Raw genomic sequence first — 23,804 nt, forward strand, 5'->3', positions numbered from 1 at the left:
CCCGTCCCGCAGAAGTCGCAGCGGTTACGACTGGCCCGCTCGGGCATTTGGCTCCGGCAAGCTGAAGCATCTTGCTAATCAGGAAGATTTAAAGCGAATCGTAGGGTACGCTGCGCGTACCTTATGTCGGCGCAAGGCACAATGATCCTAAATTCGGCCGTTTAACCATGAAGCACATGAAGTATTTCACGAGATCACCTAAACATTCCCGCTAAACTCTTGGGTGAGCGAAAGTTTTATACAAACGAATCCGTGGGAACCCATAGCTTGGCTGCCGAGGTAAGGTCGGTATGCATTCCCACGCAGGAGCGGTGGGAACGAGAAGTGCTTGCACTCAGGCTCCACAGTGTGTCTCAAAAGCTTGCCATCCATGGCACTGGATTCCGCCAGTCCATGGCGGAATGACGGGTTTACCTAAACTTAATCCTAAATTCGGCAGTTTCACCATGAAGCACATGAAGTATTTCAAGAAATTACCTAAATGTTTTCTTTATGATCTTCATGGTGAAATGCTTTTTCTAGAATGATGGTACGCACAGCGTCCCCTACAGTCTTCAAGTTTCGAAATTGGCGTCGTATGAATTTCTGCTATTAACGCGAACATAGCCTATTTATTGCCTAATCGGACTTTGATTGATAATTGCCCCCCGTTTTCTCGTAAATTGAAAATATCGTTTACGTTTTTTTCGGTTAGTATCCGGTCTTTTAAATACAGTAAATCATTGCACAAGACTTCCTCGACTTCCATTCCTGCTTGCAATTGAGTCCAGGACATTTCGATTATCGGCCTATCGTCCTCTTCCGATTCAGGCAAGTATTGCAGAAAGATATCGCTGACATCGGGGTCATAGAGGCTCCCTTTTTTCAGTTCAATATGCTTTTTGACTTGAACGATCGGTAACGATTCACCGGTTAGCGTGCCGTCGAGATAGGAAATGTAGTCCCTGATTATCGCGAGGATACGCGAGCCGATCGGTATTTCTGTGCCGACCAAGCCTTTCGGCATGCCTGAACCATCGTAATGTTCATACTGGTGATAAATGATCGAAGCGGCTTCTTGGAGTTGCCGGATGTCTCTTAGCATCATTTGCCCTTCCTCGGCATGTTTGTAATAGCGCTTTTTATCATGCCAAGAAAGTGAAAACAGCGGCTGTTTCAATAGCTCGTCGGGTAAGCTCATTTTGCCGATTTGCAACAACAGTCCGGCATACATCACGTTGTTGATGTCTTCATCGCTCAATTCCATGAGCCGCGCTATCTTTCGGCCATTTTCCGCAAAAAATTTGGCATGACCGCTTTTGATTCCGGGCCGCATTTCAATAATTCGGGCAAAGGTTTTAATCGAGTCGGTATATTGTTTTTTTAAGGCTTTGTTGGCTTTATCGATTTGCGCCAACGATTTTTTCAATTGCCCTGTTCTTTGTTCAACCTTGTCTTCGAGATGAGCATTGAGTTCCTTGAGTTGTTCGTTTTGGTCTTGAACGATGGCGAATAAGCGGTTACGTTCATCGCGAATGAATTTTTGCTCAAGCGCATTGTGTACTAGTATTTTGAGCTCGTTATCATCCCAGGGCTTACTGCAATAACTATAGATTTTGCCTTTATTGACAGCCGCGATCGTCGATTCGATGTCGGCATAACCGGTCAACAAAATACGCACCGTGTTCGGCCATTGTTCAGCCGCCTTGGCTAGAAATTCCGCTCCGTCCATTTTCGGCATGCGCATGTCGGACAGGATCAAGTCCACCGGCTCTTGGTTTAACAGCACCAAGCCTTCCGAACCGTTTTCAGCGGTATGAATCGTATAGTTGCAGGAACGGAACAAGCGCTTTAACGCCTTGAGTATATTCTGCTCATCGTCGACGAGTAGTAACACGGGCTGAATTTTTGCGTCCGTTGACGGAGCGTTCATAGAATGAATCCTGGGCAAGTTGACTATCGTTGTTTAAGGCATCTTTTGTTACTGTGAAAGTTCGTAGATTTGGACTCGTTATCTAATTTTTCGATATACAAAAGTTCAGCAACGAAAATGCCGGTTCCTAAGAGGTTGCGGTTGCTCGATCGACAGGCGTCGGCGGCAGGGAGCCGCCGTCGAGCCTACATGGACGTATTAACGGCGTCCTGTCGGGCGAGTGACCGCACCCTAATCATCCCCTCGTACTTTCATTTGCCGGGGTGACCAAAGCTTCTTCATGATCGTTAGGTTAATATAGCTTACTCCCTTTTGATTGAAAAACCGTCTAACGACCGTTTTTTGCTATTCGAAGTGAAATGTTTTTTTTAGATTAATTGTTTCTATAACGAATTTTTCCACTTGTTACCGCTTTTTACTCCCTTCATTCGACAAAGAATAATTCTATACGTCATTTAACTAATGAGTCATTTGACTGATTGTTCAAATGTTTCCGCCAAAGAATAATCGATTTCAGCCTTATTCGGCTGCGCCGGTATAAACCGGTGCATTTTTTGACTCTTAGGGGGAATGATCATGACGACTGTTTACAAGCTAGGCAGCCACAAACGACAACACGGTTTTTTGACGTATCTACTTTTTGCAGCATTATCGCTAAGTCATGTGCAGGAGTCGCAAGCAGGTGCGACTTTTAAAATCGACGAAACCAAATGGTTAAGCCTCGGTGCCGGTTTACGGACAAGCTTTACCTCGGTCGAGTCGGTTGCGGACGGTAATTGGTCGAACGACTTTTTCGTCGATAACATGCGTTTGTATTTGAATGCTCAGATTCACGAATACATCAAGTTGGAAATCAACTCGGAATGTCAAACCTGTAATTCAGGCGGTGAGCTTCGATTATTGGATGCAATCGGTAAATTCGAATTTCATCCGATGGCGAATTTGTGGGTCGGGCGCATGCTCGTGCCGGCCGAGCGCCGCGAAATGAACGGACCGTTTTATAGCGCCGTGCATAGCATTTATGTAACCGGCGACCGGATTAGCGGTACGCCGTTCGAGCCGGCCGATTTCAATACGACGATACGTAATGACGGAACATCTGCGGGTTCTTTCGGCCGTGACGACGGTGTGACGTTTTGGGGTTCTGTTTGGGACGGCCGCGTTCAATACGCGTTAGGTATTTTCCAAGGGTTAAGAGGCGGCGCGAATAAAGACGACAATCTGCTCTATGCGCAACGCTTGGCTTTTAACTTCTGGGAAGTCGAAAAAAATCCCGGTTACTACACATCGGGGACCTATTACGGTAAGGGGGGCGACATTCTGACCTTGGCGGTTTCTAATCAATATCAGGAAGATGGCGCTGGTGTCCTTGGTGATGCCGGTAATTTCAGGGGTACGGCGATCGATTTATTACTCGAAAAAGTATTGGGGAACGGCGGTGTCGTGACTCTGAACGGCGAATATAAGAATTACGGAATCAATGGTTTCAGCATGGCCAGCCGAAGAGCAGGGGGCGGGTTTGCGATGTTCGAAGGCAATGCCTATGACGTGAGTGGTATGTATTTATTTCCGCAAACGATCGGTATCGGCCAATTTCAACCCTTCGTTCGTTATGTCAACGTCATGCCGAAAAATAGTCCGGATCGGAATATGTTCGAGGCCGGGGTGAATTATGTCATCGACGGACATAACGCACGAATCGGTTTAAGTTGGCAATACGGCGATTTGATGACTAAGGGGCTCAATTACAGGGACGATGCGACAGGCGACCAAGTCAATGCCTTCCTTCTTGGCTTTCAGTACCAAATCTAATTTCAATTACATCGGGAATATACCATGAAGAAACTATCGAAAAATCTTAAATTGCTAAGCGTTGCAGCCGTTGCATCGTACTTAACGGTTACGGCTCCGAATGCTTCAGCTGAAGACACGATCAAAGTCGGCGTCTTACATTCGCTGTCGGGCACGATGGCGATTAGCGAAACCACGCTCAAAGATACGATGCTAATGCTGATCGAGGAGCAGAACAAAAAAGGCGGTTTGCTCGGTAAGAAGCTCGAGCCGGTCGTCGTCGATCCGGCCTCGAATTGGCCTTTGTTCGCCGAGAAAGCGCGCGAACTCTTGACCAAGGATAAGGTTGCGGCGATCTTCGGTTGCTGGACGTCGGTCTCGCGTAAATCGGTGTTGCCGGTCGTCGAGGAATTGAACGGCTTGTTGTTCTATCCGGTGCAATACGAAGGCGAAGAATCGTCGAAAAACGTGTTTTACACCGGTGCCGCGCCGAATCAGCAAGCGATTCCGGCCGTCGATTATCTGATGAGCGACTTCGGCGCCGAACGTTGGGTGTTGGCAGGGACCGACTATGTTTATCCTCGCACGACCAACAAAATTCTCGAAGCGTATCTGAAAGCCAAAGGCGTCGACGAAAAGGACATTATGATCAACTATACGCCGTTCGGCCATTCCGATTGGCAAAGTATCGTATCGGATATCAAGAAATTCGGTTCGGCCGGCAAGAAAACGGCGGTCGTGTCGACGATCAACGGCGATGCCAACATTCCTTTCTATAAAGAATTGGGTAATCAGGGTGTTTCCGCCGAGGACATTCCGGTCGTCGCGTTCTCGGTCGGCGAAGAGGAGTTGTCTGGCATCGATACAAAACCGTTGGTCGGTCATCTAGCCGCTTGGAATTATTTCATGAGTGTCGATACGACCAAGAACGCTGCATTCATCAAACAATGGCATGAGTTCATCAAGAACCCGAAACGCGTAACCAACGATCCGATGGAAGCGCATTACATCGGTTTCAATATGTGGGTCAAGGCGGTCGAAAAGGCCGGAACGACGGACCCGGATGCAGTGCAAAAGGCGATCATCGGCGTCGAGGCTCCTAACTTGACCGGCGGTATTTCAAAAATGCTGCCGAACCATCACATCACCAAGCCGGTATTGATCGGCGAAATTCAGGAAGACGGGCAGTTCTTGACCGTTTGGCAAACCAATAAATTGGTTCCGGGCGATGCCTGGTCGGATTATCTGCCGGAGAGTAAGCCGATCATTGCCGACTGGACGCCTCCGATCATGTGCGGCAATTTCAATACCGAAACAAAAAAATGTTCCGGGCAAAATTATTGACCGGGCAATATTGAAGTAGAGAGTAGGGTGCGAATTTAAGTTTAAGATTTCGCCCAAAATAACTTCCTCCCTGAAAAGGCTTTGTTTTCGTTAATAGCTGTAGTTGTTCCGATAAGGATTGAGGCGCGGGGCGGGTTATTCAACCCGCTCCGAACGTTTGGATTTGCTTTGGGCATGGTAGAAATGTTAAGGACGTGGTTGCAAACCCCGTCCTGCATAGTGCTGAAATTTGATTAGCAAAGAGTATATACCCATCGCACTTCAAATTTCGGCATTGACGCGTGGAGGTGCCGGGGTGTTCGGCAAAGGCTTTGACAGCAGGGATGCTGTCACAGAGCCTACATGGACGTATTCACGGCGTCCTTTGACGGACACCCCGGCGCCGAAATTTGACCAGCAAAGGGTATATATTCTTAACTGGTATCGCATACCGTTTGCAAAGTTACGCGGTGCGAGCCCTACGATTGATCATTTATTTTAGGAATTATTATGAAAGCGGATTCGTTCAAATGGCGGATGTCGTTGTTGGCTTTATTGATGCTATGCGTCCGGCCCGGTATTGCGTTGGATGAGTCGACCGCTGAAACGGCGGAAAGTCAGGAAGTCTCGGAACAGCAAGCCGAAACGGTTCTCGATCCGTTTGCCGATGCGCTGGCGCGCTTAATTAGCGGTAGTATGAAGGAACGCGAGCAGGCAAGCGAGCAACTGAGCGTGACCGGACACCCCGAGGCTTTACCGGTTCTGGAAGCCTTGTTGGATGGTCGCTTATATGCGTTACGCGATAAGCAAACGGCGGTTATCGCTACCGAAAGCGGACAAGGCTACCGGATCGCCGAGGCGTCGACCGGAGCCGATTTAGGTCTTATCGAGCGCTCTGACTTGTCGAAAGTCAACATTACCAACAGTTTGCGCACCAAGCTACGCAAGAAAATATCTCTTCTTCAGTTGCAATCGGATGATGCTTCGGTCAGGCTCTCTGCGGTCAATGCGATGGTCAAGACAGCCGACGCGAAAACGCTGGAATTGTTGAAGGAGTACGAATCGACCGAATCAGACGAAGATGTGCTCTCTTCGATGCGTCTGATTTTTGCACTAAACGATCTGCAAAATAACGACAAATCGGTTCGTCTGGACGCGATGGATACCTTGAAGGAATATAACAGTCTCGAAGCCTATAACCGGCTAAGTGTTCTAGTCGAAAAGGATAGCGCCGGCAATTTCATCGAACAGGACGTCGAGGTTAGAAAAAAAGCCCAATCCGCGTTGAAAAAAATTGAAGCGAGATTGCAATTCTACAACAGTGTCGAAACGATGTTTTTCGGCCTGAGCCTCGGAGCAGTGTTGGTGCTGGCTGCGATCGGTTTGGCGATTACCTTCGGCGTGATGGGCGTGATCAACATGGCGCACGGCGAATTGATGATGCTCGGCGCTTACACGACCTATGTGATGCAACAAATCATGCCCAATCATATCGGTCTGTCGGTGATTCTAGCGATTCCCGCGGCGTTCATGATTTCGGCTTTGGTCGGCGTCGCGATCGAACGCGGTATCATCCGGTTTTTATATGGGCGTCCGCTCGAAACCTTGCTGGCCACTTTCGGCATCAGTCTGTTTTTACAGCAAACGGTACGTTCGATTTTTTCGCCGCTGAACCGAAGCGTCACGACGCCGGAATGGATGAGTGGATCTTGGCAGATTAACGATTTTCTGTCGTTGACTTGGAATCGTTTTTACATCGTGCTGTTTTGCTTGTTGGTATTCGCGGCGCTGTTGCAAATTCTTAAGAAGACGCGGCTCGGTCTCGAAGTCAGGGCGGTCGCGCAAAATCGTAACATGGCCAAAGCGATGGGTATTCCGACCGCGCGGGTCGATGCGATGACCTTCGGGCTTGGCTCGGGTATCGCCGGTGTCGCGGGTGTCGCGTTGAGTCAGATCACCAATGTTGGACCAAACTTGGGTCAGAGTTATATCGTCGATTCATTCATGGTGGTCGTATTCGGTGGCGTAGGCAATCTTTGGGGCACATTGGTCGCCGGATTCTCGCTCGGTATCGCCAACAAGATGCTAGAACCGCATGCCGGCGCGGTGCTCGCGAAGATTTTGGTGTTGGTGTTCATCATTCTGTTTATTCAAAAACGCCCGCGCGGATTGTTTCCGCAGAAAGGCCGAGCGGCGGAGGCATGAGCATGAAGAGTCTATTTTTGGGGAGCCTATTTTTCAGTAACGATAAGACGGCGAATGTCGTGCTGTTTTCGTTGATCGCGCTGATCGTACTGGTGCCGCTCTGCAATGCGATTTTTCCAAGCGCTTCGGCGCTGCATTTTTCCGCATATACCGTTTCTTTGCTCGGCAAGTATTTGACTTTTGCGTTGCTTGGCTTGTCGCTCGACTTGGTTTGGGGGTATTGCGGCATCCTCGCGCTCGGTCATGGCGCTTTTTTCGCATTGGGCGGTTATTCGATGGGGATGTATTTGATGCGCCAAATTGGTGAGCGAGGCGTCTACGGCGATCCGGTTTTGCCCGATTTCATGGTGTTTTTAGACTGGAAAGAACTCCCGTGGTACTGGTACGGTTTCGATCAATTCTGGTTCGCGCTGCCGATGGTGTTTTTGGCACCGGGTGTGTTGGCGTTCGTTTTTGGTTGGCTCGCATTCCGTTCGCGGGTGACAGGCGTGTATTTGTCGATTATTACGCAGGCTTTAACTTATGCGTTAATGTTGGCGTTTTTTCGCAATGAAATGGGCTTCGGCGGCAACAACGGCCTGACCGATTTCAAGGACATTCTCGGTTTCAACATACAATCCGAAGCGGTCAGAGTGGCACTATTCATGATTTCCGGACTTGCCCTAATTGGTGCATTTTTGCTGTCAAGATGGATTTCTTGCACCAAACTGGGTCGTGTCGTGACCGCTGTGCGCGATCATGAGGCGCGCGTGCGCTTTTTGGGCTATCGTGTCGAAATGTTCAAGCTATGGATATTCGTGTTTGCGGCGATGCTGGCCGGACTCGCCGGGGCGTTGTATGTTCCGCAAGTGGGCATCATCAACCCGAGCGAATTTTCGCCATTGAACTCATTGGAAATCGTCGTCTGGGTCGCGATCGGCGGGCGAGGTACGCTGTACGGCGCGATCATCGGCGCGATGCTGGTCAATTACGGTAAAACGGTGTTGACCGGTTTACTTCCGGAAATCTGGTTGTTTACATTGGGCGCGACTTTCGTCTTAGTAACGGTATTCATGCCGAATGGCTTGGCAGGCTTGTTGCTTAAGAAACGCGAGGAGATGCATACATGAACAAGCCGTTGATGGATCGTTACAAAACCTTCGATTTCGTTAGAAAGCCGGTCAAGCCTGGCGAACTCGACGTGTCGCACAAAACGATACTCTATCTTGAAGATGTCAGCGTCAGTTTCGACGGTTTCAAGGCCTTGAATAATCTGTCCTTATATATCGACAACGGCGAACTGCGTTGCCTGATCGGACCGAACGGAGCCGGCAAGACGACGCTGATGGATGTGATTACCGGCAAGACGAAACCCGATAGCGGTTCTGTGTTTTTCGGGCAAACCATCGATTTGCTCGAAATGGACGAGCCGGCGATCGCTCAAGCCGGCATCTGCCGCAAGTTTCAAAAACCGAGCGTGTTCGAAAATTTGAGCGTGTTCGAAAATTTGGAATTGGCGATGAAGGCGGACAAGGGCGCCTGGCCGGCGCTGTTTGCAAGGCTGAACGGCGAGCATCGCGATCGTATCGAAGAGGTGTTGACGACGATCGGTCTGACCGAACACAGCGCACAACAAGCCGGGATCTTGTCGCATGGACAAAAGCAATGGCTGGAGATCGGCATGTTGTTGATGCAGGAGCCGAAGGTAATGCTGGTCGACGAGCCGGTCGCCGGCATGACGCATCAGGAAATCGACCGCACCGCCGAATTGCTGCTGTCGTTGCAGGGCAAGCATTCGATTGTCGTGGTCGAACACGACATGGAATTCGTCCGCTCGATCGCACGCAAGGTCACGGTGTTGCATGAAGGTTCGGTATTGACTGAGGGCACGATGGACGAAGTACAAAACGACCCGCGCGTTATCCAAGTGTATCTGGGGGACTAATGCTGAACATCAATTCATTGAATCAATACTACCGCGAGAGTCATACGCTGTGGGACTTGCAATTGTCGGTGCCCGAAGGGGGGTGCGTTTGCCTGATGGGACGCAACGGCGTCGGTAAAACAACCTTGCTGAAATGCATCATGGGTCTGATTCCAGTGCGCAGCGGCGAAATGCTGTTCGACGGCGTCGATCTCGCACCACTAAAATCCGAGCAACGCGCCGAACTCGGCATCGGTTTTGTGCCGCAAGGCCGTGAAATTTTTCCACTACTGACGGTCGAGGAAAACCTGAAAATCGGTTTGCGCGCAGCGCGTAGACACGGCATTAAAAAAGTGCCGGAGCATATTTTCGAGATATTCCCGGTGTTGAAGCAGATGTTAGGGCGACGCGGCGGCGATCTGTCCGGCGGCCAACAGCAGCAATTGGCGATCGGGCGGGCCTTGGTGCTCAATCCGAGATTGCTGATTCTGGACGAGCCGACAGAAGGCATACAGCCGAACATCGTTAGCGAAATCGGCGACGTGATCATTCGGCTTAATAAGGCAAAAGGCATTAAAACGCCGTTAGTCAAGGAGGCTGCCGAGGTTAAGAATGAGGTGCGTGAAGCGATCAAAATAATTAACCGCGAAATGGGCGTCACGGTGCTGCTGGTCGAACAAAAACTGCCGTTCGCGCGCAAGGTCGCCGATCGTTTCTGTATCCTGGAACGCGGACGCAGCGTCGCGTCGGGTGGAATGGACGAATTGGACGAAACGAAGGTCAAGCGCTATTTGACGGTGTGACGATGGTAAAAGCACATCGGCACGCATTGTGGTAGCGAAGTTTCAGATCGTGATTTCGGAGCCGGGAAAGTTGCTCTCTTTCCCACTCTCGGGCGCTCATTGTTATACACAAATATCGGTAAACTTGCTGAACAAAGGTCATCGTATACCCGGCAACGGTGCTGTTTGATAAATCTGCGGATATTGAACATCAGTGGCTTCGAAATCGCGACGAAGGCGTCGCTCCCACAAGGGGGTAGGGTGCTCTGTGGGAGCGATCCCCAGATCGCGATTTCGAAGTCGGGAACGTTGGGCGACAAAAAATGGTATCGAGGCCTCATTGGCTAAGATTGCAAAACGGTAATTTTTGACTTATGGATAACGATGAGCGCTCCGGCGTGGAAATGCAGATCTGGGGCGAGTAAATATGCCCCGATATGGGTTCCCACGGAGGACCGTGGGAACCAGAAAAAACTCTGCGCGAGATAAAACAACTATCTTAAGGTGAAAATGATGATAAACAACAAACACACTGTTACGCTATTCGCTTCAATATTTCCAGCAATTCCCAATTTGAGAAATTTCGCCGTATTCAGGATGCGGGGTATGCCTGTCGAGGAACGCCGTAAACCCATCCATGGGGGCTTGGCGGCGGCTCCCTGCCGCCGACATCCTCGCCAAGCACACCCCGCACCCTTTTTTATCCTCAAATTGGGAATTGCTGCAATATTTCTATTGCCGATACCGGCATTCGCACACCTCGGTATCGGTGCGGATCATGGATTCGGGGAAGGATTTATTCATCCGTTGCTCGGCCCGGATCACCTGCTCGTGATGATTGCGGTCGGTCTTTGGGCCTTCTGTTTTGGAGGGCTGGGGCGCTGGTTATTGCCCTTGAGTTTCTTGACGGCCATGGCTTTCGGGGCAGGGTTGGCATTCGCCGGTATTTCGGTGGCTTATCCGGAATTTTGGGTGGCGCTGTCGGTACTGGTCTCGGGAATTATCGTGCTGCGCGACTGGCGCATTTCGTTGACGCAGGCTTGCTTTGTGGTGGCCTTGTTCGCATTGAGCCACGGCTATGTGCATGCATTGGAAATCGGTCCCGATGCGGACCGGACTCTTTATGCCTTGGGCTTTATTCTTTCAACCGCCTCGTTGCACGGCATCGGCTTGGCGACAGGTTTACTGAGCCCCGTGATTTTGAAATGGACCCGAGCCTCTGTCGCCGTCTCGTGCGCGGCGGTAGGTTTGACGCTATTGCTCGGTGCTTGAACCAGTGTACAGCGACAGAGGTCCGCCAAAGGAAGCCGGAATCGATTCGTGTCAGAGTTGGCGGGCCGAGTTGTCGCTGGGCTTTACGAAGACCGAAAGCAGAACGGTGTTGCGGCGCAGGGCTCATCGCGGCCCGTTGACCGTGCAGCGGCCGTTTTATCCCGAAGGCGATGTGTGTCATCTGTATTTGTTGCATCCGCCTGGCGGCGTCGTTGCCGGAGACCAATTGACGATAGAAGTCAAAGCCGAACACGGCAGTCATGCATTGATCACGACGCCGGCCGCCGGTAAGTTTTACCGCAGTGAAGGCGGCAGCGCGTCTCAGTCGGTCGCGATGACGATCGAAGAAAATGCGGTCTTGGAATGGCTGCCGCAAGAAACGATCGTCTACGAAGGCGCGCGGCTGATGTCTGCCACGACGATTAATATCGGTGCCGGCGCGCGGTTCATCGCATGGGAAATCATCGTATTGGGTCGTCCCGCATCCGGCGAAGGTTTTGAGCTGGGTGAAGCCTTATTGAATTGGCGCATAGCGCTGGAAGACGAGCCGGTTTATTTGGAGCGTTTGCGTCTCGACGCGCAAGCCTTCGCGGCACGTTGGGGTATGAATCGTCATTCGACTTGCGGAACCTTGTTTGCTTATCCTGCTTCGACAGAAGTTCTGGAGATCGTGCGAAACATGATCGGAGACGCACCTGGACGCGGCGTCACATGCATAGATGATTTGTTGATTTGCCGCGCATTGGATCATAGAGCCGATAAACTGCGCGATTTCTTCAACGAAGTCTGGGCTTCGATTCGCGAGGCGACGGTGGGCCGCAAAGCTTGTATGCCGCGCATCTGGGCGACGTGAATACAAAATCCGATATCAAGGATAAATTATGCAATTGACACCACGCGAAAAAGACAAATTACTGCTTTTTACGGCCGCATTGTTGGCCGAACGGCGGAAGGATAGAGGCTTGAAGCTCAATTATCCGGAAGCGGTCGCCTATATTTCGGCCGCGATTATGGAAGGCGCTAGGGACGGGCGAACCGTCGCCGAATTGATGGAATACGGTAGAACGCTGTTGAACAAAGAAGACGTGATGGACGGCGTTTGCGAAATGCTGCCCGAAGTCCAGGTCGAAGCGACATTTCCGGACGGGACCAAACTGGTCACGGTTCATAATCCGATCGAATAGGAGATAGCATGATTCCCGGTGAAATCATTACGGCCGACGGCGATCTTGAAATAAATGCCGGACGCGAGGCGATCTGGCTGCTGATCGCGAACAGCGGCGACCGTCCGATTCAGGTCGGCTCGCATTATCATTTTTTTGAGACCAATCCGGCCTTGAAATTCGATCGCGACAAGGCACGCGGCTACCGGCTCGATATTCCGGCCGGTACAGCGGTGCGCTTCGAACCCGGTCAGCAACGCGAAGTGCAATTGGTTCCATTTGCCGGATTGCGCAGAATTTACGGTTTTCGCCAGCAAATCATGGGCGCGTTGGAGGACAGTCATGAGTAAATTAAGCCGTCGGGCTTATGCCGATATGTTCGGTCCGACTACCGGCGACCGCGTGCGTTTGGCCGATAGCGAATTGTTTATCGAAGTCGAAAAGGACTTGACGATCTACGGCGACGAGGTCAAATTCGGCGGCGGCAAGGTGATTCGCGACGGCATGGGTCAAAGTCAGGCCGGCTCGCAAACCGCGATGGATCTGGTGATTACGAATGCATTGATCGTCGATCATTGGGGCATCGTCAAGGCCGATATCGGCATCAAATACGGCCGTATCGCCGCGATCGGCAAGGCCGGCAATCCCGACGTGCAAGAAGGTGTCGACATCATCATCGGCCCCGGCACCGAGATCATTGCAGGGGAGGGGCAGATACTGACCGCCGGCGGCATCGACGCGCATATTCATTTCATTTGTCCGCAGCAGGTCGACGAAGCGCTGATGTCCGGCGTCACGACGATGCTCGGCGGCGGTACGGGGCCAGCGACCGGCACCAATGCGACGACTTGCACGCCGGGGCCGTGGAATATTCACCGCATGCTGCAGGCCTTGGACGGATTGCCGATGAACTTTGGTCTGCTCGGCAAGGGCAATGCGAGTCTTCCCGAAGCGCTCGAAGAACAAATCCGCGCCGGCGCGATGGGTTTGAAATTGCATGAGGATTGGGGGACGACGCCGGCCGCGATCGATTGTTGTTTGTCGGTGGCCGAACGTTTCGACGTGCAGGTCGCGATCCATACCGATACGTTGAACGAGTCGGGATTCGTCGAAGATACGATCGCCGCATTCAAAGGCCGGACGATTCATACTTACCATACCGAAGGCGCCGGCGGCGGCCACGCGCCCGATATCATCAAGGCCTGCGGTCAGGGCAATGTCCTACCGTCGTCGACAAATCCGACTCGGCCCTATACGATCAATACCGTCGACGAGCATCTGGACATGCTGATGGTTTGCCATCATCTGGATCCGGGCATACCCGAGGATGTCGCATTCGCCGAATCGCGCATCCGCCGCGAAACGATCGCGGCCGAGGATATTCTGCACGATCTCGGCGCGTTTTCAATGATTTCGTCCGATTCCCAGGCGATGGGGCGCGTCGGCGAAGTGATCACCCGAACCTGGCAGACCGCACATAAGATGAAGGTGCAACGCGGCAGTTTGCCGGAGGACAATGCAAGCCATGATAATTTCCGTATCAAGCGTTATATCGCCAAATACACGATAAATCCGGCGATCAGCCATGGTATCTCGCACGAGGTCGGTTCGGTGGAAGTCGGTAAATTAGCCGATCTGGTGCTCTGGCAGCCGGCTTTTTTCGGAGTCAAACCCAGTTTGATATTGAAAGGTGGTTTCATCGCTGCCGCGCCGATGGGTGATCCTAATGCGTCGATTCCGACGCCGCAGCCGGTTCATTACCGGCCAATGTTCGGTTCGTTCGGACAAGCTGCAGCGTCGACATCGATGATGTTTTTACCGCAAGCGGCTGTCGTCGCGGGGCTGGCCGATAGTATTCGGCTCGGGAAGCGCATCGGCGTTACTCGCGGGACGCGTTCGGTCGGCAAGCATTCGATGATACATAATCATTATCAACCGGTCATCGAAGTCGACCCGCAAACCTACGTGGTTCGCGCCGATGGGGTGTTGCTTACCTGTGAGCCTGCGGACGTGTTGCCCTTCGCTCAACGTTATTTTCTATTTTGAGATTATGCTGAAACTTACCGAATTTGCTAGTTCCGACGTGACTCCCGTCGATGTGCTGACGCTGCCTTTCGAAACGAGGCAGAAATGCCGTTTCCATGCCGTGACAGAAGGCGGCGTAGAAGTCTGCCTGTTTTTACCGCGCGGCCATTTGCTTCGCTCTGGATTGGTGCTGACCGGGCCCGACCGCTTCAATGTCTTGGTCGACGCCGCCCCAGAACCGTTGTCGGTCGTGCGCAGCAACGAACCATTGCGGTTTGCGCGCGCTTGTTATCACTTGGGCAACCGCCATGTCTCGTTGCAGATATTGCCGGGCGAATTGCGTTATTTGAGCGATCATGTACTCGATCACATGATCGAAGGCTTGGGTTTGACCGTGACCCACGCGGAATTGCCGTTCGAGCCGGAAGCCGGCGCTTATCACGGCCATGATCACTGATCTGGCCTTGCTGCGCCTGTTGCAATTAGTGAGTCCGGGCTTGCCGATCGGCATGTACAGTTATTCGCAGGGTTTCGAAGGCGCGGTCGAGGACGGTTTGATCAAAAACGACGCAGATGCCGAAGAATGGCTTTCCGGTATGTTAGACAACAGTTTACAGTATATCGATTTACCGATTTTGGTGCGTTTACATACGGCTTGGCAGAGTCGCGATTTCGATAATGTTTCGCGTTGGAGCCAGGTCTTGAAGGCTTATCGCGAAACCGCTGAGCTTCGATTCGAGGATAAGCAAACCGGACAAGCTCTCGCGCGATTATTGACCGACTTGAATATCGACGAAGCCAGAGACTGGCGACGTCGACCCGACGCCACGCTCGCGGCGCTTTTCGCATTGGCGGCCGTGCAGTGGCAAATAACGATGCGTGATGCGTTATTAGGTTATGTTTGGAGTTGGCTAGAAAACCAGGTTGTATGTGCAGTTAAATTGGTGCCTTTGGGTCAAGTGGCTGGCCAGCGCTTGTTGGGCGAATTGGCTCGAATGCTCCCTGCTGTAGTCGATCAAGCTTTATTGATTGCCGACGACGATATCGGCGGTAGTGCGTTCGGTCTCGCGTTGGCCAGCAGCCGTCATGAAATGCAATATTCGCGCTTGTTTCGTTCTTGATCCGAGGATGGAGCTCTGTTGGGAAAGGTATTCATGTGCTTCATGGTTAAACTGCCGAATTTAGGATTAATGATCCTGTTAACTTTTTATTGAGTGGAAAATAACAATGAGCGATAGACATGTTTTAAGAGTCGGTATCGGCGGTCCGGTCGGTTCCGGAAAAACCGCGCTGGTCGATGCATTGTGCAAACGCATGCGCGACGATTTCGAAATCGGTGTCGTCACGAATGACATTTATACCCGTGAGGATCAGCAGTTTTTGATTCGTAGTCAGGCTTTACCGGAAGAGCGGATTCTTGGAGTCGAGACCGGCGGTTGTCCGCATACTGCGATTCGCGAGGATGCGTCGATGAATCTGGCCGCGGTCGAAGAATTATGCGAACGCTGGGACAATCTCGATTTCGTGTTGGTCGAAAGCGGAGGAGACAACCTGAGCGCGACGTTCAGCCCGGAGCTGGCCGACTTGACGATTTATGTTATCGACGTGTCGGCGGGGGACAAGATTCCTCGCAAGGGCGGCCCGGGTATCACACGTTCGGATCTACTCGTGATTAACAAAATCGATTTAGCACCCTATGTCGGCGCGTCGTTGGAGGTGATGGATCGCGATGCGAAAAAAATGCGCGGCGATCGGCCTTTTGTGTTTACTAATTTGAAAACCGGCGAAGGATTGGATTTGGTTGATGCGTTTATTGTTCGAGCAGGTATGCTAGGTTCCGGTCAATGAAAAATTGGAATGTTTGTATGGATCACGCTTCAAATTTCGGCAGTACCTACGTTAAACAGTACCTAATTTGATGCGAAAGGTATAGATGTTTTTCGCTCAGTTGAAGCATGCGAATTGACTTGCTTGGAAACCGGATTGAAAAAAAGGGCTGATTTTCATCAGCCCTCAAGTGAAAATCACTTTTAAACGTCAAGCCTGCACGGACGTATTCACGGCGTCCTGCCAAGCGAGTTACCGAACTCTCAACAAAGCCCATAGTTCCAGGACGTTATTTATCACGAAATCCTTAGTTTCTTGAGTTACCGCTCGTTTGACTTGGGGCCGGAATTTTAAATTTTTCGAGTCAATCGTTCGGCGTAACCGGTATACGCTCGCGGCGTCAATTCAAGCAGCGCATTTTTCGCATCCTGCGGTATATCTAGTCCTTCGACGAACGTGCGCATTTGTTCCGGCGTGATGCGTTGACCGCGCGTCAATTCCTTCAGTTTTTCGTAGGGTTTTTCGATGCCGTAACGGCGCATCACGGTTTGAATCGGTTCGGCTAACACTTCCCAATTCGCGTTCAGGTCGGCCTCGAGCGCATCGCTATTGAGTTCTAGCTTCGAAATACCTTTCAGCGTCGATTGAATCGCGATGCTGGTATGTGCGATGCCGACGCCGATGTTGCGCAGTACTGTCGAGTCGGTTAAGTCGCGTTGCCAGCGGGAAATCGGGAGTTTTTCGGCAAGAAAGCTAAATACAGCGTTCGCGATGCCGAGATTGCCTTCGGAGTTTTCGAAATCGATCGGATTAACCTTGTGCGGCATCGTCGACGAGCCGACTTCGCCTGCGATGGTTTTTTGCTTGAAATAGCCCAGCGAGATATAACCCCAAACGTCCCGGTCGAAGTCGAGCAAGATCGTATTGAAACGCGACAGCGCATGGAAGAATTCGGCGATGTAGTCGTGCGGCTCGATTTGTATCGTGTACGGATTGAAGCTTAGGCCTAGCGATTCGACGAAGTTCTTCGAAAATTCGCTCCAATCGACGTCGGGGTAGGCGACACAGTGCGCATTGTAATTACCGACCGCGCCATTGATCTTGCCGAGCAGTTCGACTGCTTCCAGTTGTTTTTTCTGGCGCAGCATTCTCGCAACGACATTCGCGAATTCTTTGCCGACCGTGGTTGGGGTGGCCGATTGGCCATGTGTGCGCGATAGCATCGGTTGTGCGGCCGTGTCGTGTGCTATCCTGCGGATCGCTTCAATACATTGGTCGATTTGGCCGATGATTAATTGACGCCCTTCGCTAAGCATCAAGGCGTAGGAGAGGTTGTTGATATCTTCCGATGTGCATGCGAAATGAATGAATTCACTGACTTTTTCAAGTTCGGCGTTGCCGGCGATCTTTTCTTTGAGCAAATATTCGATCGCCTTGACGTCGTGGTTGGTCGTTTTTTCGATGTCTTTGACGCGCTGTGCATCCGCTTCGGAAAATTGCTCGACTAAGTCGTTCATTAATCTATTCGCGTTCTCGCTAAAAGCGGGAACTTCCGAAATTTGTGGATTCTTGGCCAGGGCTTGCAGCCAGCGAACTTCGACTTGCACGCGAAAACGGATCAGGCCGTATTCACTGAAGATGGGGCGCAAGGCTTCGACTTTGCCGGCATAACGGCCGTCGATCGGGGAAATGGCGGTAAGGGCGGTATGGGTCATTGTTAATGTATCCTGAAAATAAAACTCAAAAAATTAATGTTCCATCGTAATTATTCAGCATAAGTCATGTATGAGAAGGTGTCAGGCATTGATTTATAAGGCTGTCTGCAACAGGACGTTGCAGTCAGAGCTTACAGGGATGTATTCACGCGTCCTTAGAAATCAATGCCTGACACCAACCTACCGCATGCGCTGAATAGTCACGTTCCATCTTTCTGGTCTCGATGATGCCGCCGCCTAGACAGACTTCGCCGTCGTAAAACACGACCGACTGGCCCGGCGTAATCGCGCGTTGCGGCTGATCGAAACGGACTCTGACGCGGCTTCCGTCGTCCAGCGGTTCGACGATACAGTCTTGGTCGGGTTGGCGATAACGGGTCTTCGCGGCGCAACGTAGCGTCTCGGTCAGCCCCGTGTTACCGCACCAGTCGAGTTGTCCGGCTTCGAGCGTGGTGTGCATCATCAAGGGATGTTCGTGGCCTTGGCCGACGATCAGCACGTTGTTGTCGAGATCTTTGTCCAGTACGAACCAGGGTTCGTCCGGCGCGTCTTTGACGCCGCCGATGCCGAGTCCCTGGCGCTGTCCCATCGTGTAATACATCAGGCCGTGGTGCCGCCCGATGTATTGGCCTTCCGGCGTGCGCATTTCGCCGGGTTGGGCCGGCAGGTAGCGCTGCAGGAAGTCCTTGAATTTACGTTCGCCGATGAAACAAATGCCGGTGCTGTCTTTCTTGCGGCTGTTCGCGAACCCAGCCTTTTCGGCGATGGCGCGGATTTCCGGTTTGTGCAGATGACCGATCGGAAACAATGTTTTGGACAAGGCTTTCTGGCCCATCGCATACAAGAAGTAGCTTTGTTCCTTGTTAGGGTCCAAGCCTTTCAATAACTGGAACTCGCCGTCTTGTTCGCGGACGCGCGCGTAATGGCCGGTCGCGATATGTTCGGCGCCGAGGTCTTCGAGCGCATAATCCAAAAAGGCTTTGAATTTGACATGCTTGTTGCACAGGATGTCAGGATTCGGCGTGCGTCCGGCCTTGAATTCGGACAAAAAGACTTCGAACACTTCGTCCCAGTATTCGGCCGCGAAATTGACGGTTTTCAATTCGATGCCGAGTTTATCGCAGACTTGTTGAGCATCTGCCAAATCAGCCATTGCGGTGCAATATTCTGTGCCGTCGTCTTCTTCCCAGTTTTTCATGAACAGGCCGGTGACTCGATGGCCTTCTTTAAGTAGTTTCAATGCGGTGACGGAAGAGTCTACGCCGCCTGACATGCCGACGATGATGTGTTTATTCATGTATCCAGGTCGAGAAAGGATTCAATTAAGGTTAAAGGATGGCGTTTGCCGGAAAGGAATTCATCAATGCCGATCAATACCAAAGGGCTTCGTAAACGATCTTTTCTGGCGACGATTTCGGTGTGGGTTAACCAGTGTGTCGCGATGATGCCTTCATCCAAAGGTTGATTGGGGTCGAAAGAATGGCAATGGCCGGCAAAACAAATTCTCAGAAAACTTGGGCTAGTTGGGTTTCTTCGCCATAATTGAACTGAAACGATGTATTCAGGTTCAAACTGCCAGGCGGTTTCTTCGTTCACTTCACGTTTAACCGCGTTGATTAAGTCCTCGCCTTTTTCCAAATGCCCCGCGGGTTGGTTGAATGCGAGTCCGTTGGATGTTTCTTCCTCGACTAGCAGAAAACGTTGGTCGTTTTCAATGATCGCTGCAACGGTGACATGGGGTTTCCAGACCATCGGCAAACTCGTTTGTAAAAAGCGCTACATTTTACTTGATTTGGTGAATTTATGTTGTGAAAGATTGAAATTTACAGGCGCGCTCACTATGGTAAACTCTAAGTCGTTTTGATTCTTTTAGAATTGTTAAAAGTATGTCTGATTTTGACCCGTTAAAAGACAATGATGGCGAACTGGCTCTTCAAGAGACTAAGCCTCAATTGCAAAGGCCACCCCTTTATAAGGTTATTTTATTAAATGACGACTTCACGCCGATGGACTTTGTCGTTGAAGTGTTAATGGAGTTTTTTAATATGTCCGAGGATAAAGCGACACAAGTTATGTTACAGGTGCATACTCAGGGAGTTGGTGTGTGCGGAACCTATTCTAAGGATGTCGCGGAAACAAAAGTATGCATGGTCAACGAATATTCTCGGGAACACCACCATCCCTTAATGTGTTCGATGGAAATCGCGTAGGTCGGAGGAAATATGTTAAGCAAAGAGTTGGAGATTACTTTAAATCTCGCCTTTAAGAATGCTCACGAGAAGCGGCATGAATTTATTACCGTCGAGCATTTACTGTTGGCCTTGTTGGATAATGCCAGTGCCGTAGCGGTGCTTCGGGCCTGTGGGTGCGATTTCAAAAAGCTGCACGATGAACTGACGCAGTTTATCAACGATACGATTTCGCTGATTCCCGAGGGCGTACAGCGCGAGACGCAACCGACACTCGGTTTTCAGCGGGTATTGCAGAGGGCTGTATTCCATGTCCAGGCGACCGATAAGAAAGAAGTTTCCGGCGCTAATTTATTTGTTGCATTATTTAGCGAGCAAGACTCGCAAGCGGTTTATTTGTTGAATAAGCAGAATATAACCCGTCTCGATGTCGTCAATTATCTGGCCCATGGTGTTTCGAAGATAGAATCGGAGCGAGAGCGCGATATGGAAAGAGATCCGGAAACGAGCGGTGCGGCCGGCGATACATCCGAAAGTCCGTTGGAAAAATATGCGACCAACCTGAATGAGGAAGCGAGGCTCGGTAAGATCGATCCGTTGATTGGGCGCGAACTCGAGGTTGAAAGAACCATACAGGTGCTATGTCGCCGGCGTAAAAACAACCCGTTGTTAGTCGGGGAAGCCGGCGTCGGAAAAACCGCAATTGCCGAAGGCTTGGCAAAACGAATCGTCGAGGAAGAAGTCCCAGATGTACTGATGGGCAATGTGATTTATTCGCTGGATCTGGGCGCTTTAGTGGCCGGCACCAAATATCGAGGCGACTTCGAAAAGCGTTTGAAAGCATTAGTTAACCAGCTAAAAAGGCAGCCGGAAGCAATATTATTTATCGACGAGATCCACACGATCATCGGCGCTGGCTCCGCTTCCGGCGGAGTTATGGATGCGTCCAATCTGATTAAGCCGGTATTGGCTTCCGGTCAGTTGCGTTGTATCGGTTCGACAACCTATCAAGAATATCGCGGAATTTTCGAAAAAGACCATGCATTGGCGCGGCGTTTCCAGAAAATCGATATTGTCGAGTCTTCGGTCGAAGATACCATTCTGATATTGAAAGGGTTGAAATCGCGGTTCGAGGAGCATCACGATATTAAATATACGGCGGATGCTTTACGTTTAGCCGCCGAACTATCGGACCGCTATATTACCGACCGGCATCTGCCGGACAAAGCCATTGATGTCATTGATGAGGCAGGCGCGCGTCAACGCTTACTTTCGACCGATCAGCGTAAACCAATTATCGATTCGCCGGAAATAGAGGAAATCGTTTCGAAAATGGCCAGAGTACCGGCTAAATCGGTTTCATCCAATGATGTTGAGAAGCTTGAAGCGCTGGAAAAAAATCTCAAAATGCTGGTTTTCGGTCAAGACGAGGCAATTTCGGCGCTCGCTTCAGCCATCAAACTGTCGCGTGCAGGGCTTAGGGATACACAAAAAACGATCGGTTCGTTTCTATTCGCGGGACCGACCGGCGTGGGTAAAACAGAAGTCACTCGTCAATTAGCCAAAGTGCTGGGTGTCGAATTGATTCGTTTCGATATGTCCGAGTATATGGAGCGCCATACCGTATCGAGGCTGATCGGCGCGCCTCCGGGCTATGTCGGTTTCGATCAAGGCGGTTTGCTGACCGAGCAAGTGACCAAGCATCCTCATGCCGTGCTTTTATTGGACGAGTTAGAGAAAGCGCATCCTGATGTTTTCAATCTATTATTGCAAGTGATGGATCATGGCACGCTAACCGACAATAACGGTCGCAAAGCCGATTTTCGTAACATTATATTGGTTATGACCACAAACGCCGGCGCCGAAGAGGGAAGTCGTGCATCAATCGGTTTTACCTCGCAGGATCATGTATCGGATAGCATGAAGGTGATAGAAAAAAGTTTTTCTCCGGAATTCCGTAATCGCTTGGATGCGGTAATTCAGTTCAAGCCTCTGGATATTTCGATTGTCGGTCATGTGGTCGATAAATTTATCTTCGAACTGGAAGCTTTGTTGGCCGAGAAGCATGTCACGCTGATGTTGGAGTCTGAAGCGAGATTATGGCTTGCCGAAAACGGTTGCGATCCGAAAATGGGCGCAAGGCCGATGGCGCGCTTGATTCAGGAGAAAATCAAGAAACCGCTGGCTAATGATTTATTGTTTGGTAAATTGGTGCGGGGCGGGAATGTCCGAATCTATGTCGAAAACAATGAGCTGGCTTTTGCAATAGAAAGTAAGGAATTGACTGTTTCTGAAAAAAGTTAGCGGTTATCGTTCGCTAATCCCGCACTTGCGCGGGATTAGCGCATCCGGAAGGTGATTCTTCCTTTGCTTAAATCGTAAGGCGTCATTTCCACCTTAACTTTATCGCCGGTCAGAATACGGATGTAATGCTTACGCATTTTTCCGGAAATGTGTGCGGTCACGATGTGTCCATTCTCGAGTTCAACCCTGAACATCGTATTCGGTAAGGTTTCGACAACCTTACCTTCCATTTCGATTTGATCTTCTTTTGCCATGTACTTGATCCTAACTTTTAAAAAACGCGAATAATAGCACAGACAGCTTTTTAATAACAGAACTCTGTGTGTGAATGCGCGCCTGGTTTATGGGAAACGATAACTGATCAATGTCTCATAATCCGACCAGTTATGCTGTTAGTTTTTGGTTGTCAAGTCGATTCGTCGATAATCGATTTTTTAAACTTCAAAATTCATATACTCATCGTAGATCAAAATCCGGCACCGGGGCCCGTCGAGGGATGCCGTGAATACATCCATGCTCTATGCCTGCATCCATGCTGGCAATGTCTTTGCCGAGCTCCCCCCGACGCCTTTTTAAGGACTGCCGAAATTTGAAGTGCGAAAGGTATACAATCGTTCACAACTATTTGTTAATCGTTTAGCTCCTCCCGCTTTTTAGGTAGAGGATACTGGTTTTGATGGTAAATATTTGATTTAACGTAATATCTCTGTGCGTAGACCATCAGAAATCTTACCTATCAAGCTTTCATTATCTATCTTATAGAGATAGCTATCTGTTCGTTACCGCACCGACTGTTCTCGTTTTTGTAGGTAACATCTGTACTCAGTCATATAGAGTTTCGATACTGGGCTTTATTCATGGCTATATTATTTTAATAAGGAGACACTCATGAACAAAGATCAAGTAAAAGGCAGAGTCGAAGAAGCCAAAGGCAAAGCCAAAGAAGTTGCCGGCAAGATATTCGACGACAAAGGCATGGAGATAGAAGGAAATGTTCAAAAGAACATCGGCAAGGTTCAATCCGGTTATGGCGATGCAAAGGAAGATATTAAGGACGAGCTCGAAGACGATTGATACGAATACAATAAGCCGGAAAATGGCGGCTTACCGAAACGTTGGCTCGATTTCAATTTTTATCGCCGACAAATAACTAATTTCAATGGAGAATTACAATGCTTCAAACACTAGCGATTATTTTAATTATCCTCTGGGCATTGGGTTTGGTGTCTTCTTATACCATGGGTGGATTCATTCACATTCTGATCGTTCTCGCGGTTGTTTTGATCGTGTTGCGCGTCATACAAGGCCGAAGAGTCTTGTAGGCTGCAGCCATCGTAATGGAAACCCTGTTTTATCGAAAGTCTAAAAGAAACCAAGCTATGGCAGAGCCTGA

Annotated in this window: 23 protein-coding genes; 18 read left to right on the top strand and 5 right to left on the bottom strand. The window is 50.4% G+C overall.

Annotation, left to right across the window (positions count from 1 at the left end):
* Positions 1-607: 607 nt before the first annotated feature.
* Positions 608-1,912: a response regulator c-di-GMP phosphodiesterase, NosR family gene (locus tag METBU_RS0100330; RefSeq protein ID WP_017838732.1), complete on the bottom strand. Its 1,305-nt coding sequence runs from the start codon at positions 1,910-1,912 to the stop codon at positions 608-610.
* Positions 1,913-2,488: 576 nt separating this feature from the next.
* Between METBU_RS0100330 and METBU_RS0100340 the strand changes: the two genes are divergently transcribed.
* From METBU_RS0100340 to ureG, 14 genes are all read left to right on the top strand, one after another.
* Complete coding sequence (locus METBU_RS0100340) at positions 2,489-3,724, top strand: hypothetical protein (protein ID WP_017838733.1); 1,236 nt, start codon at positions 2,489-2,491, stop codon at positions 3,722-3,724.
* A gap of 24 nt (positions 3,725-3,748) precedes the next feature.
* Positions 3,749-5,047: an urea ABC transporter substrate-binding protein gene (urtA, locus tag METBU_RS0100345; RefSeq protein ID WP_017838734.1), complete on the top strand. Its 1,299-nt coding sequence runs from the start codon at positions 3,749-3,751 to the stop codon at positions 5,045-5,047.
* Positions 5,048-5,536: 489 nt separating this feature from the next.
* A complete protein-coding gene (gene urtB / locus METBU_RS0100350; protein WP_017838735.1) occupies positions 5,537-7,231 on the top strand; it encodes an urea ABC transporter permease subunit UrtB in 1,695 nt (564 codons plus the stop codon).
* Positions 7,228-8,340 carry an urea ABC transporter permease subunit UrtC gene (urtC, locus tag METBU_RS0100355; protein ID WP_017838736.1) on the top strand — a complete coding sequence of 371 codons (1,113 nt, stop codon included), beginning with the start codon at positions 7,228-7,230 and terminating at the stop codon, positions 8,338-8,340. The genes urtB and urtC overlap by 4 nt, the downstream gene beginning before the upstream one ends.
* On the top strand, positions 8,337-9,155 hold the full coding sequence (urtD, locus tag METBU_RS0100360; RefSeq protein ID WP_017838737.1) for an urea ABC transporter ATP-binding protein UrtD: 819 nt from the start codon (positions 8,337-8,339) through the stop codon (positions 9,153-9,155). The genes urtC and urtD overlap by 4 nt, the downstream gene beginning before the upstream one ends.
* Positions 9,155-9,937, top strand: coding sequence for an ABC transporter ATP-binding protein (locus METBU_RS0100365; protein WP_017838738.1), 783 nt, complete (start codon positions 9,155-9,157; stop codon positions 9,935-9,937). The genes urtD and METBU_RS0100365 overlap by 1 nt, the downstream gene beginning before the upstream one ends.
* 585 nt (positions 9,938-10,522) lie before the next feature.
* Positions 10,523-11,188, top strand: coding sequence for a HupE/UreJ family protein (locus METBU_RS0100370; RefSeq protein ID WP_017838739.1), 666 nt, complete (start codon positions 10,523-10,525; stop codon positions 11,186-11,188).
* A 4-nt stretch (positions 11,189-11,192) separates the two neighbouring features.
* A complete protein-coding gene (locus tag METBU_RS0100375; RefSeq protein ID WP_017838740.1) occupies positions 11,193-12,041 on the top strand; it encodes an urease accessory protein UreD in 849 nt (282 codons plus the stop codon).
* Positions 12,042-12,069: 28 nt separating this feature from the next.
* Positions 12,070-12,372 (top strand): urease subunit gamma, encoded by a 303-nt coding sequence (gene ureA / locus METBU_RS0100380; RefSeq protein WP_014148249.1) that lies wholly within the window; start codon positions 12,070-12,072, stop codon positions 12,370-12,372.
* Positions 12,373-12,380: 8 nt separating this feature from the next.
* The gene (locus METBU_RS0100385; protein WP_017838741.1) at positions 12,381-12,701 is read left to right on the top strand and encodes an urease subunit beta; all 321 of its coding nucleotides are present in this window, start codon (positions 12,381-12,383) and stop codon (positions 12,699-12,701) included.
* On the top strand, positions 12,694-14,397 hold the full coding sequence (gene ureC / locus METBU_RS0100390) for an urease subunit alpha (protein WP_017838742.1): 1,704 nt from the start codon (positions 12,694-12,696) through the stop codon (positions 14,395-14,397). The genes METBU_RS0100385 and ureC overlap by 8 nt, the downstream gene beginning before the upstream one ends.
* Before the next feature lie 4 nt (positions 14,398-14,401).
* Positions 14,402-14,833, top strand: coding sequence for an urease accessory protein UreE (gene ureE, locus METBU_RS0100395; RefSeq protein ID WP_017838743.1), 432 nt, complete (start codon positions 14,402-14,404; stop codon positions 14,831-14,833).
* Positions 14,823-15,497 carry an urease accessory protein UreF gene (locus METBU_RS0100400; protein ID WP_017838744.1) on the top strand — a complete coding sequence of 225 codons (675 nt, stop codon included), beginning with the start codon at positions 14,823-14,825 and terminating at the stop codon, positions 15,495-15,497. Before ureE ends, METBU_RS0100400 begins: the two co-directional genes overlap by 11 nt.
* Before the next feature lie 106 nt (positions 15,498-15,603).
* Positions 15,604-16,224, top strand: a complete 621-nt coding sequence (gene ureG, locus METBU_RS0100405; protein ID WP_017838745.1) for an urease accessory protein UreG — start codon at positions 15,604-15,606, stop codon at positions 16,222-16,224.
* 329 nt (positions 16,225-16,553) lie between these two features.
* Here ureG and purB read toward each other — a convergent pair whose 3' ends face one another.
* From purB to METBU_RS0100420, 3 genes are all read right to left on the bottom strand, one after another.
* Positions 16,554-17,918, bottom strand: a complete 1,365-nt coding sequence (purB, locus tag METBU_RS0100410) for an adenylosuccinate lyase (RefSeq protein WP_017838746.1) — start codon at positions 17,916-17,918, stop codon at positions 16,554-16,556.
* 145 nt (positions 17,919-18,063) lie between these two features.
* A complete protein-coding gene (mnmA, locus tag METBU_RS0100415) occupies positions 18,064-19,215 on the bottom strand; it encodes a tRNA 2-thiouridine(34) synthase MnmA (protein WP_017838747.1) in 1,152 nt (383 codons plus the stop codon).
* A complete protein-coding gene (locus METBU_RS0100420; RefSeq protein WP_017838748.1) occupies positions 19,212-19,670 on the bottom strand; it encodes an NUDIX hydrolase in 459 nt (152 codons plus the stop codon). Before METBU_RS0100420 ends, mnmA begins: the two co-directional genes overlap by 4 nt.
* A gap of 134 nt (positions 19,671-19,804) precedes the next feature.
* Between METBU_RS0100420 and clpS the strand changes: the two genes are divergently transcribed.
* Positions 19,805-20,128, top strand: a complete 324-nt coding sequence (gene clpS, locus METBU_RS0100425) for an ATP-dependent Clp protease adapter ClpS (RefSeq protein ID WP_017838749.1) — start codon at positions 19,805-19,807, stop codon at positions 20,126-20,128.
* Positions 20,129-20,140: 12 nt separating this feature from the next.
* Entirely contained in the window at positions 20,141-22,411 is a 2,271-nt protein-coding gene (clpA, locus tag METBU_RS0100430) for an ATP-dependent Clp protease ATP-binding subunit ClpA (RefSeq protein ID WP_017838750.1), read from the top strand.
* A 35-nt stretch (positions 22,412-22,446) separates the two neighbouring features.
* Here clpA and infA read toward each other — a convergent pair whose 3' ends face one another.
* Entirely contained in the window at positions 22,447-22,665 is a 219-nt protein-coding gene (gene infA / locus METBU_RS0100435) for a translation initiation factor IF-1 (protein ID WP_014149038.1), read from the bottom strand.
* Positions 22,666-23,299: 634 nt separating this feature from the next.
* Here infA and METBU_RS0100440 point away from each other — a divergent pair.
* Positions 23,300-23,485, top strand: coding sequence for a CsbD family protein (locus tag METBU_RS0100440; protein ID WP_017838751.1), 186 nt, complete (start codon positions 23,300-23,302; stop codon positions 23,483-23,485).
* A 98-nt stretch (positions 23,486-23,583) separates the two neighbouring features.
* Positions 23,584-23,733 (top strand): lmo0937 family membrane protein, encoded by a 150-nt coding sequence (locus METBU_RS27135; RefSeq protein ID WP_014149036.1) that lies wholly within the window; start codon positions 23,584-23,586, stop codon positions 23,731-23,733.
* Positions 23,734-23,804: the final 71 nt, after the last annotated feature.

Origin of the sequence: Methylotuvimicrobium buryatense 5G (assembly GCF_000341735.1) — a bacterium.
GTDB classification, from domain to species: Bacteria; Pseudomonadota; Gammaproteobacteria; order Methylococcales; family Methylomonadaceae; genus Methylotuvimicrobium; species Methylotuvimicrobium buryatense.

Bases quoted from the DNA above. Each gene is read 5' to 3' on its own strand.
- METBU_RS0100330 (WP_017838732.1), bottom strand. From the start codon at position 1,912: ATGAACGCTCCGTCAACGGACGCAAAAATTCAGCCCGTGTTACTACTC.
- METBU_RS0100370 (WP_017838739.1), top strand. From the start codon at position 10,523: ATGCCTGTCGAGGAACGCCGTAAACCCATCCATGGGGGCTTGGCGGCG.
- METBU_RS0100440 (WP_017838751.1), top strand. From the start codon at position 23,300: ATGAACAAAGATCAAGTAAAAGGCAGAGTCGAAGAAGCCAAAGGCAAA.
- METBU_RS0100420 (WP_017838748.1), bottom strand. From the start codon at position 19,670: ATGGTCTGGAAACCCCATGTCACCGTTGCAGCGATCATTGAAAACGAC.
- METBU_RS0100385 (WP_017838741.1), top strand. From the start codon at position 12,381: ATGATTCCCGGTGAAATCATTACGGCCGACGGCGATCTTGAAATAAAT.
- urtA (WP_017838734.1), top strand. From the start codon at position 3,749: ATGAAGAAACTATCGAAAAATCTTAAATTGCTAAGCGTTGCAGCCGTT.
- urtC (WP_017838736.1), top strand. From the start codon at position 7,228: ATGAGCATGAAGAGTCTATTTTTGGGGAGCCTATTTTTCAGTAACGAT.
- infA (WP_014149038.1), bottom strand. From the start codon at position 22,665: ATGGCAAAAGAAGATCAAATCGAAATGGAAGGTAAGGTTGTCGAAACC.
- urtD (WP_017838737.1), top strand. From the start codon at position 8,337: ATGAACAAGCCGTTGATGGATCGTTACAAAACCTTCGATTTCGTTAGA.
- ureA (WP_014148249.1), top strand. From the start codon at position 12,070: ATGCAATTGACACCACGCGAAAAAGACAAATTACTGCTTTTTACGGCC.
- clpS (WP_017838749.1), top strand. From the start codon at position 19,805: ATGTCTGATTTTGACCCGTTAAAAGACAATGATGGCGAACTGGCTCTT.
- METBU_RS27135 (WP_014149036.1), top strand. From the start codon at position 23,584: ATGCTTCAAACACTAGCGATTATTTTAATTATCCTCTGGGCATTGGGT.
- purB (WP_017838746.1), bottom strand. From the start codon at position 17,918: ATGACCCATACCGCCCTTACCGCCATTTCCCCGATCGACGGCCGTTAT.
- METBU_RS0100365 (WP_017838738.1), top strand. From the start codon at position 9,155: ATGCTGAACATCAATTCATTGAATCAATACTACCGCGAGAGTCATACG.
- METBU_RS0100400 (WP_017838744.1), top strand. From the start codon at position 14,823: ATGATCACTGATCTGGCCTTGCTGCGCCTGTTGCAATTAGTGAGTCCG.
- ureC (WP_017838742.1), top strand. From the start codon at position 12,694: ATGAGTAAATTAAGCCGTCGGGCTTATGCCGATATGTTCGGTCCGACT.
- mnmA (WP_017838747.1), bottom strand. From the start codon at position 19,215: ATGAATAAACACATCATCGTCGGCATGTCAGGCGGCGTAGACTCTTCC.
- urtB (WP_017838735.1), top strand. From the start codon at position 5,537: ATGAAAGCGGATTCGTTCAAATGGCGGATGTCGTTGTTGGCTTTATTG.
- clpA (WP_017838750.1), top strand. From the start codon at position 20,141: ATGTTAAGCAAAGAGTTGGAGATTACTTTAAATCTCGCCTTTAAGAAT.
- ureE (WP_017838743.1), top strand. From the start codon at position 14,402: ATGCTGAAACTTACCGAATTTGCTAGTTCCGACGTGACTCCCGTCGAT.
- ureG (WP_017838745.1), top strand. From the start codon at position 15,604: ATGAGCGATAGACATGTTTTAAGAGTCGGTATCGGCGGTCCGGTCGGT.
- METBU_RS0100340 (WP_017838733.1), top strand. From the start codon at position 2,489: ATGACGACTGTTTACAAGCTAGGCAGCCACAAACGACAACACGGTTTT.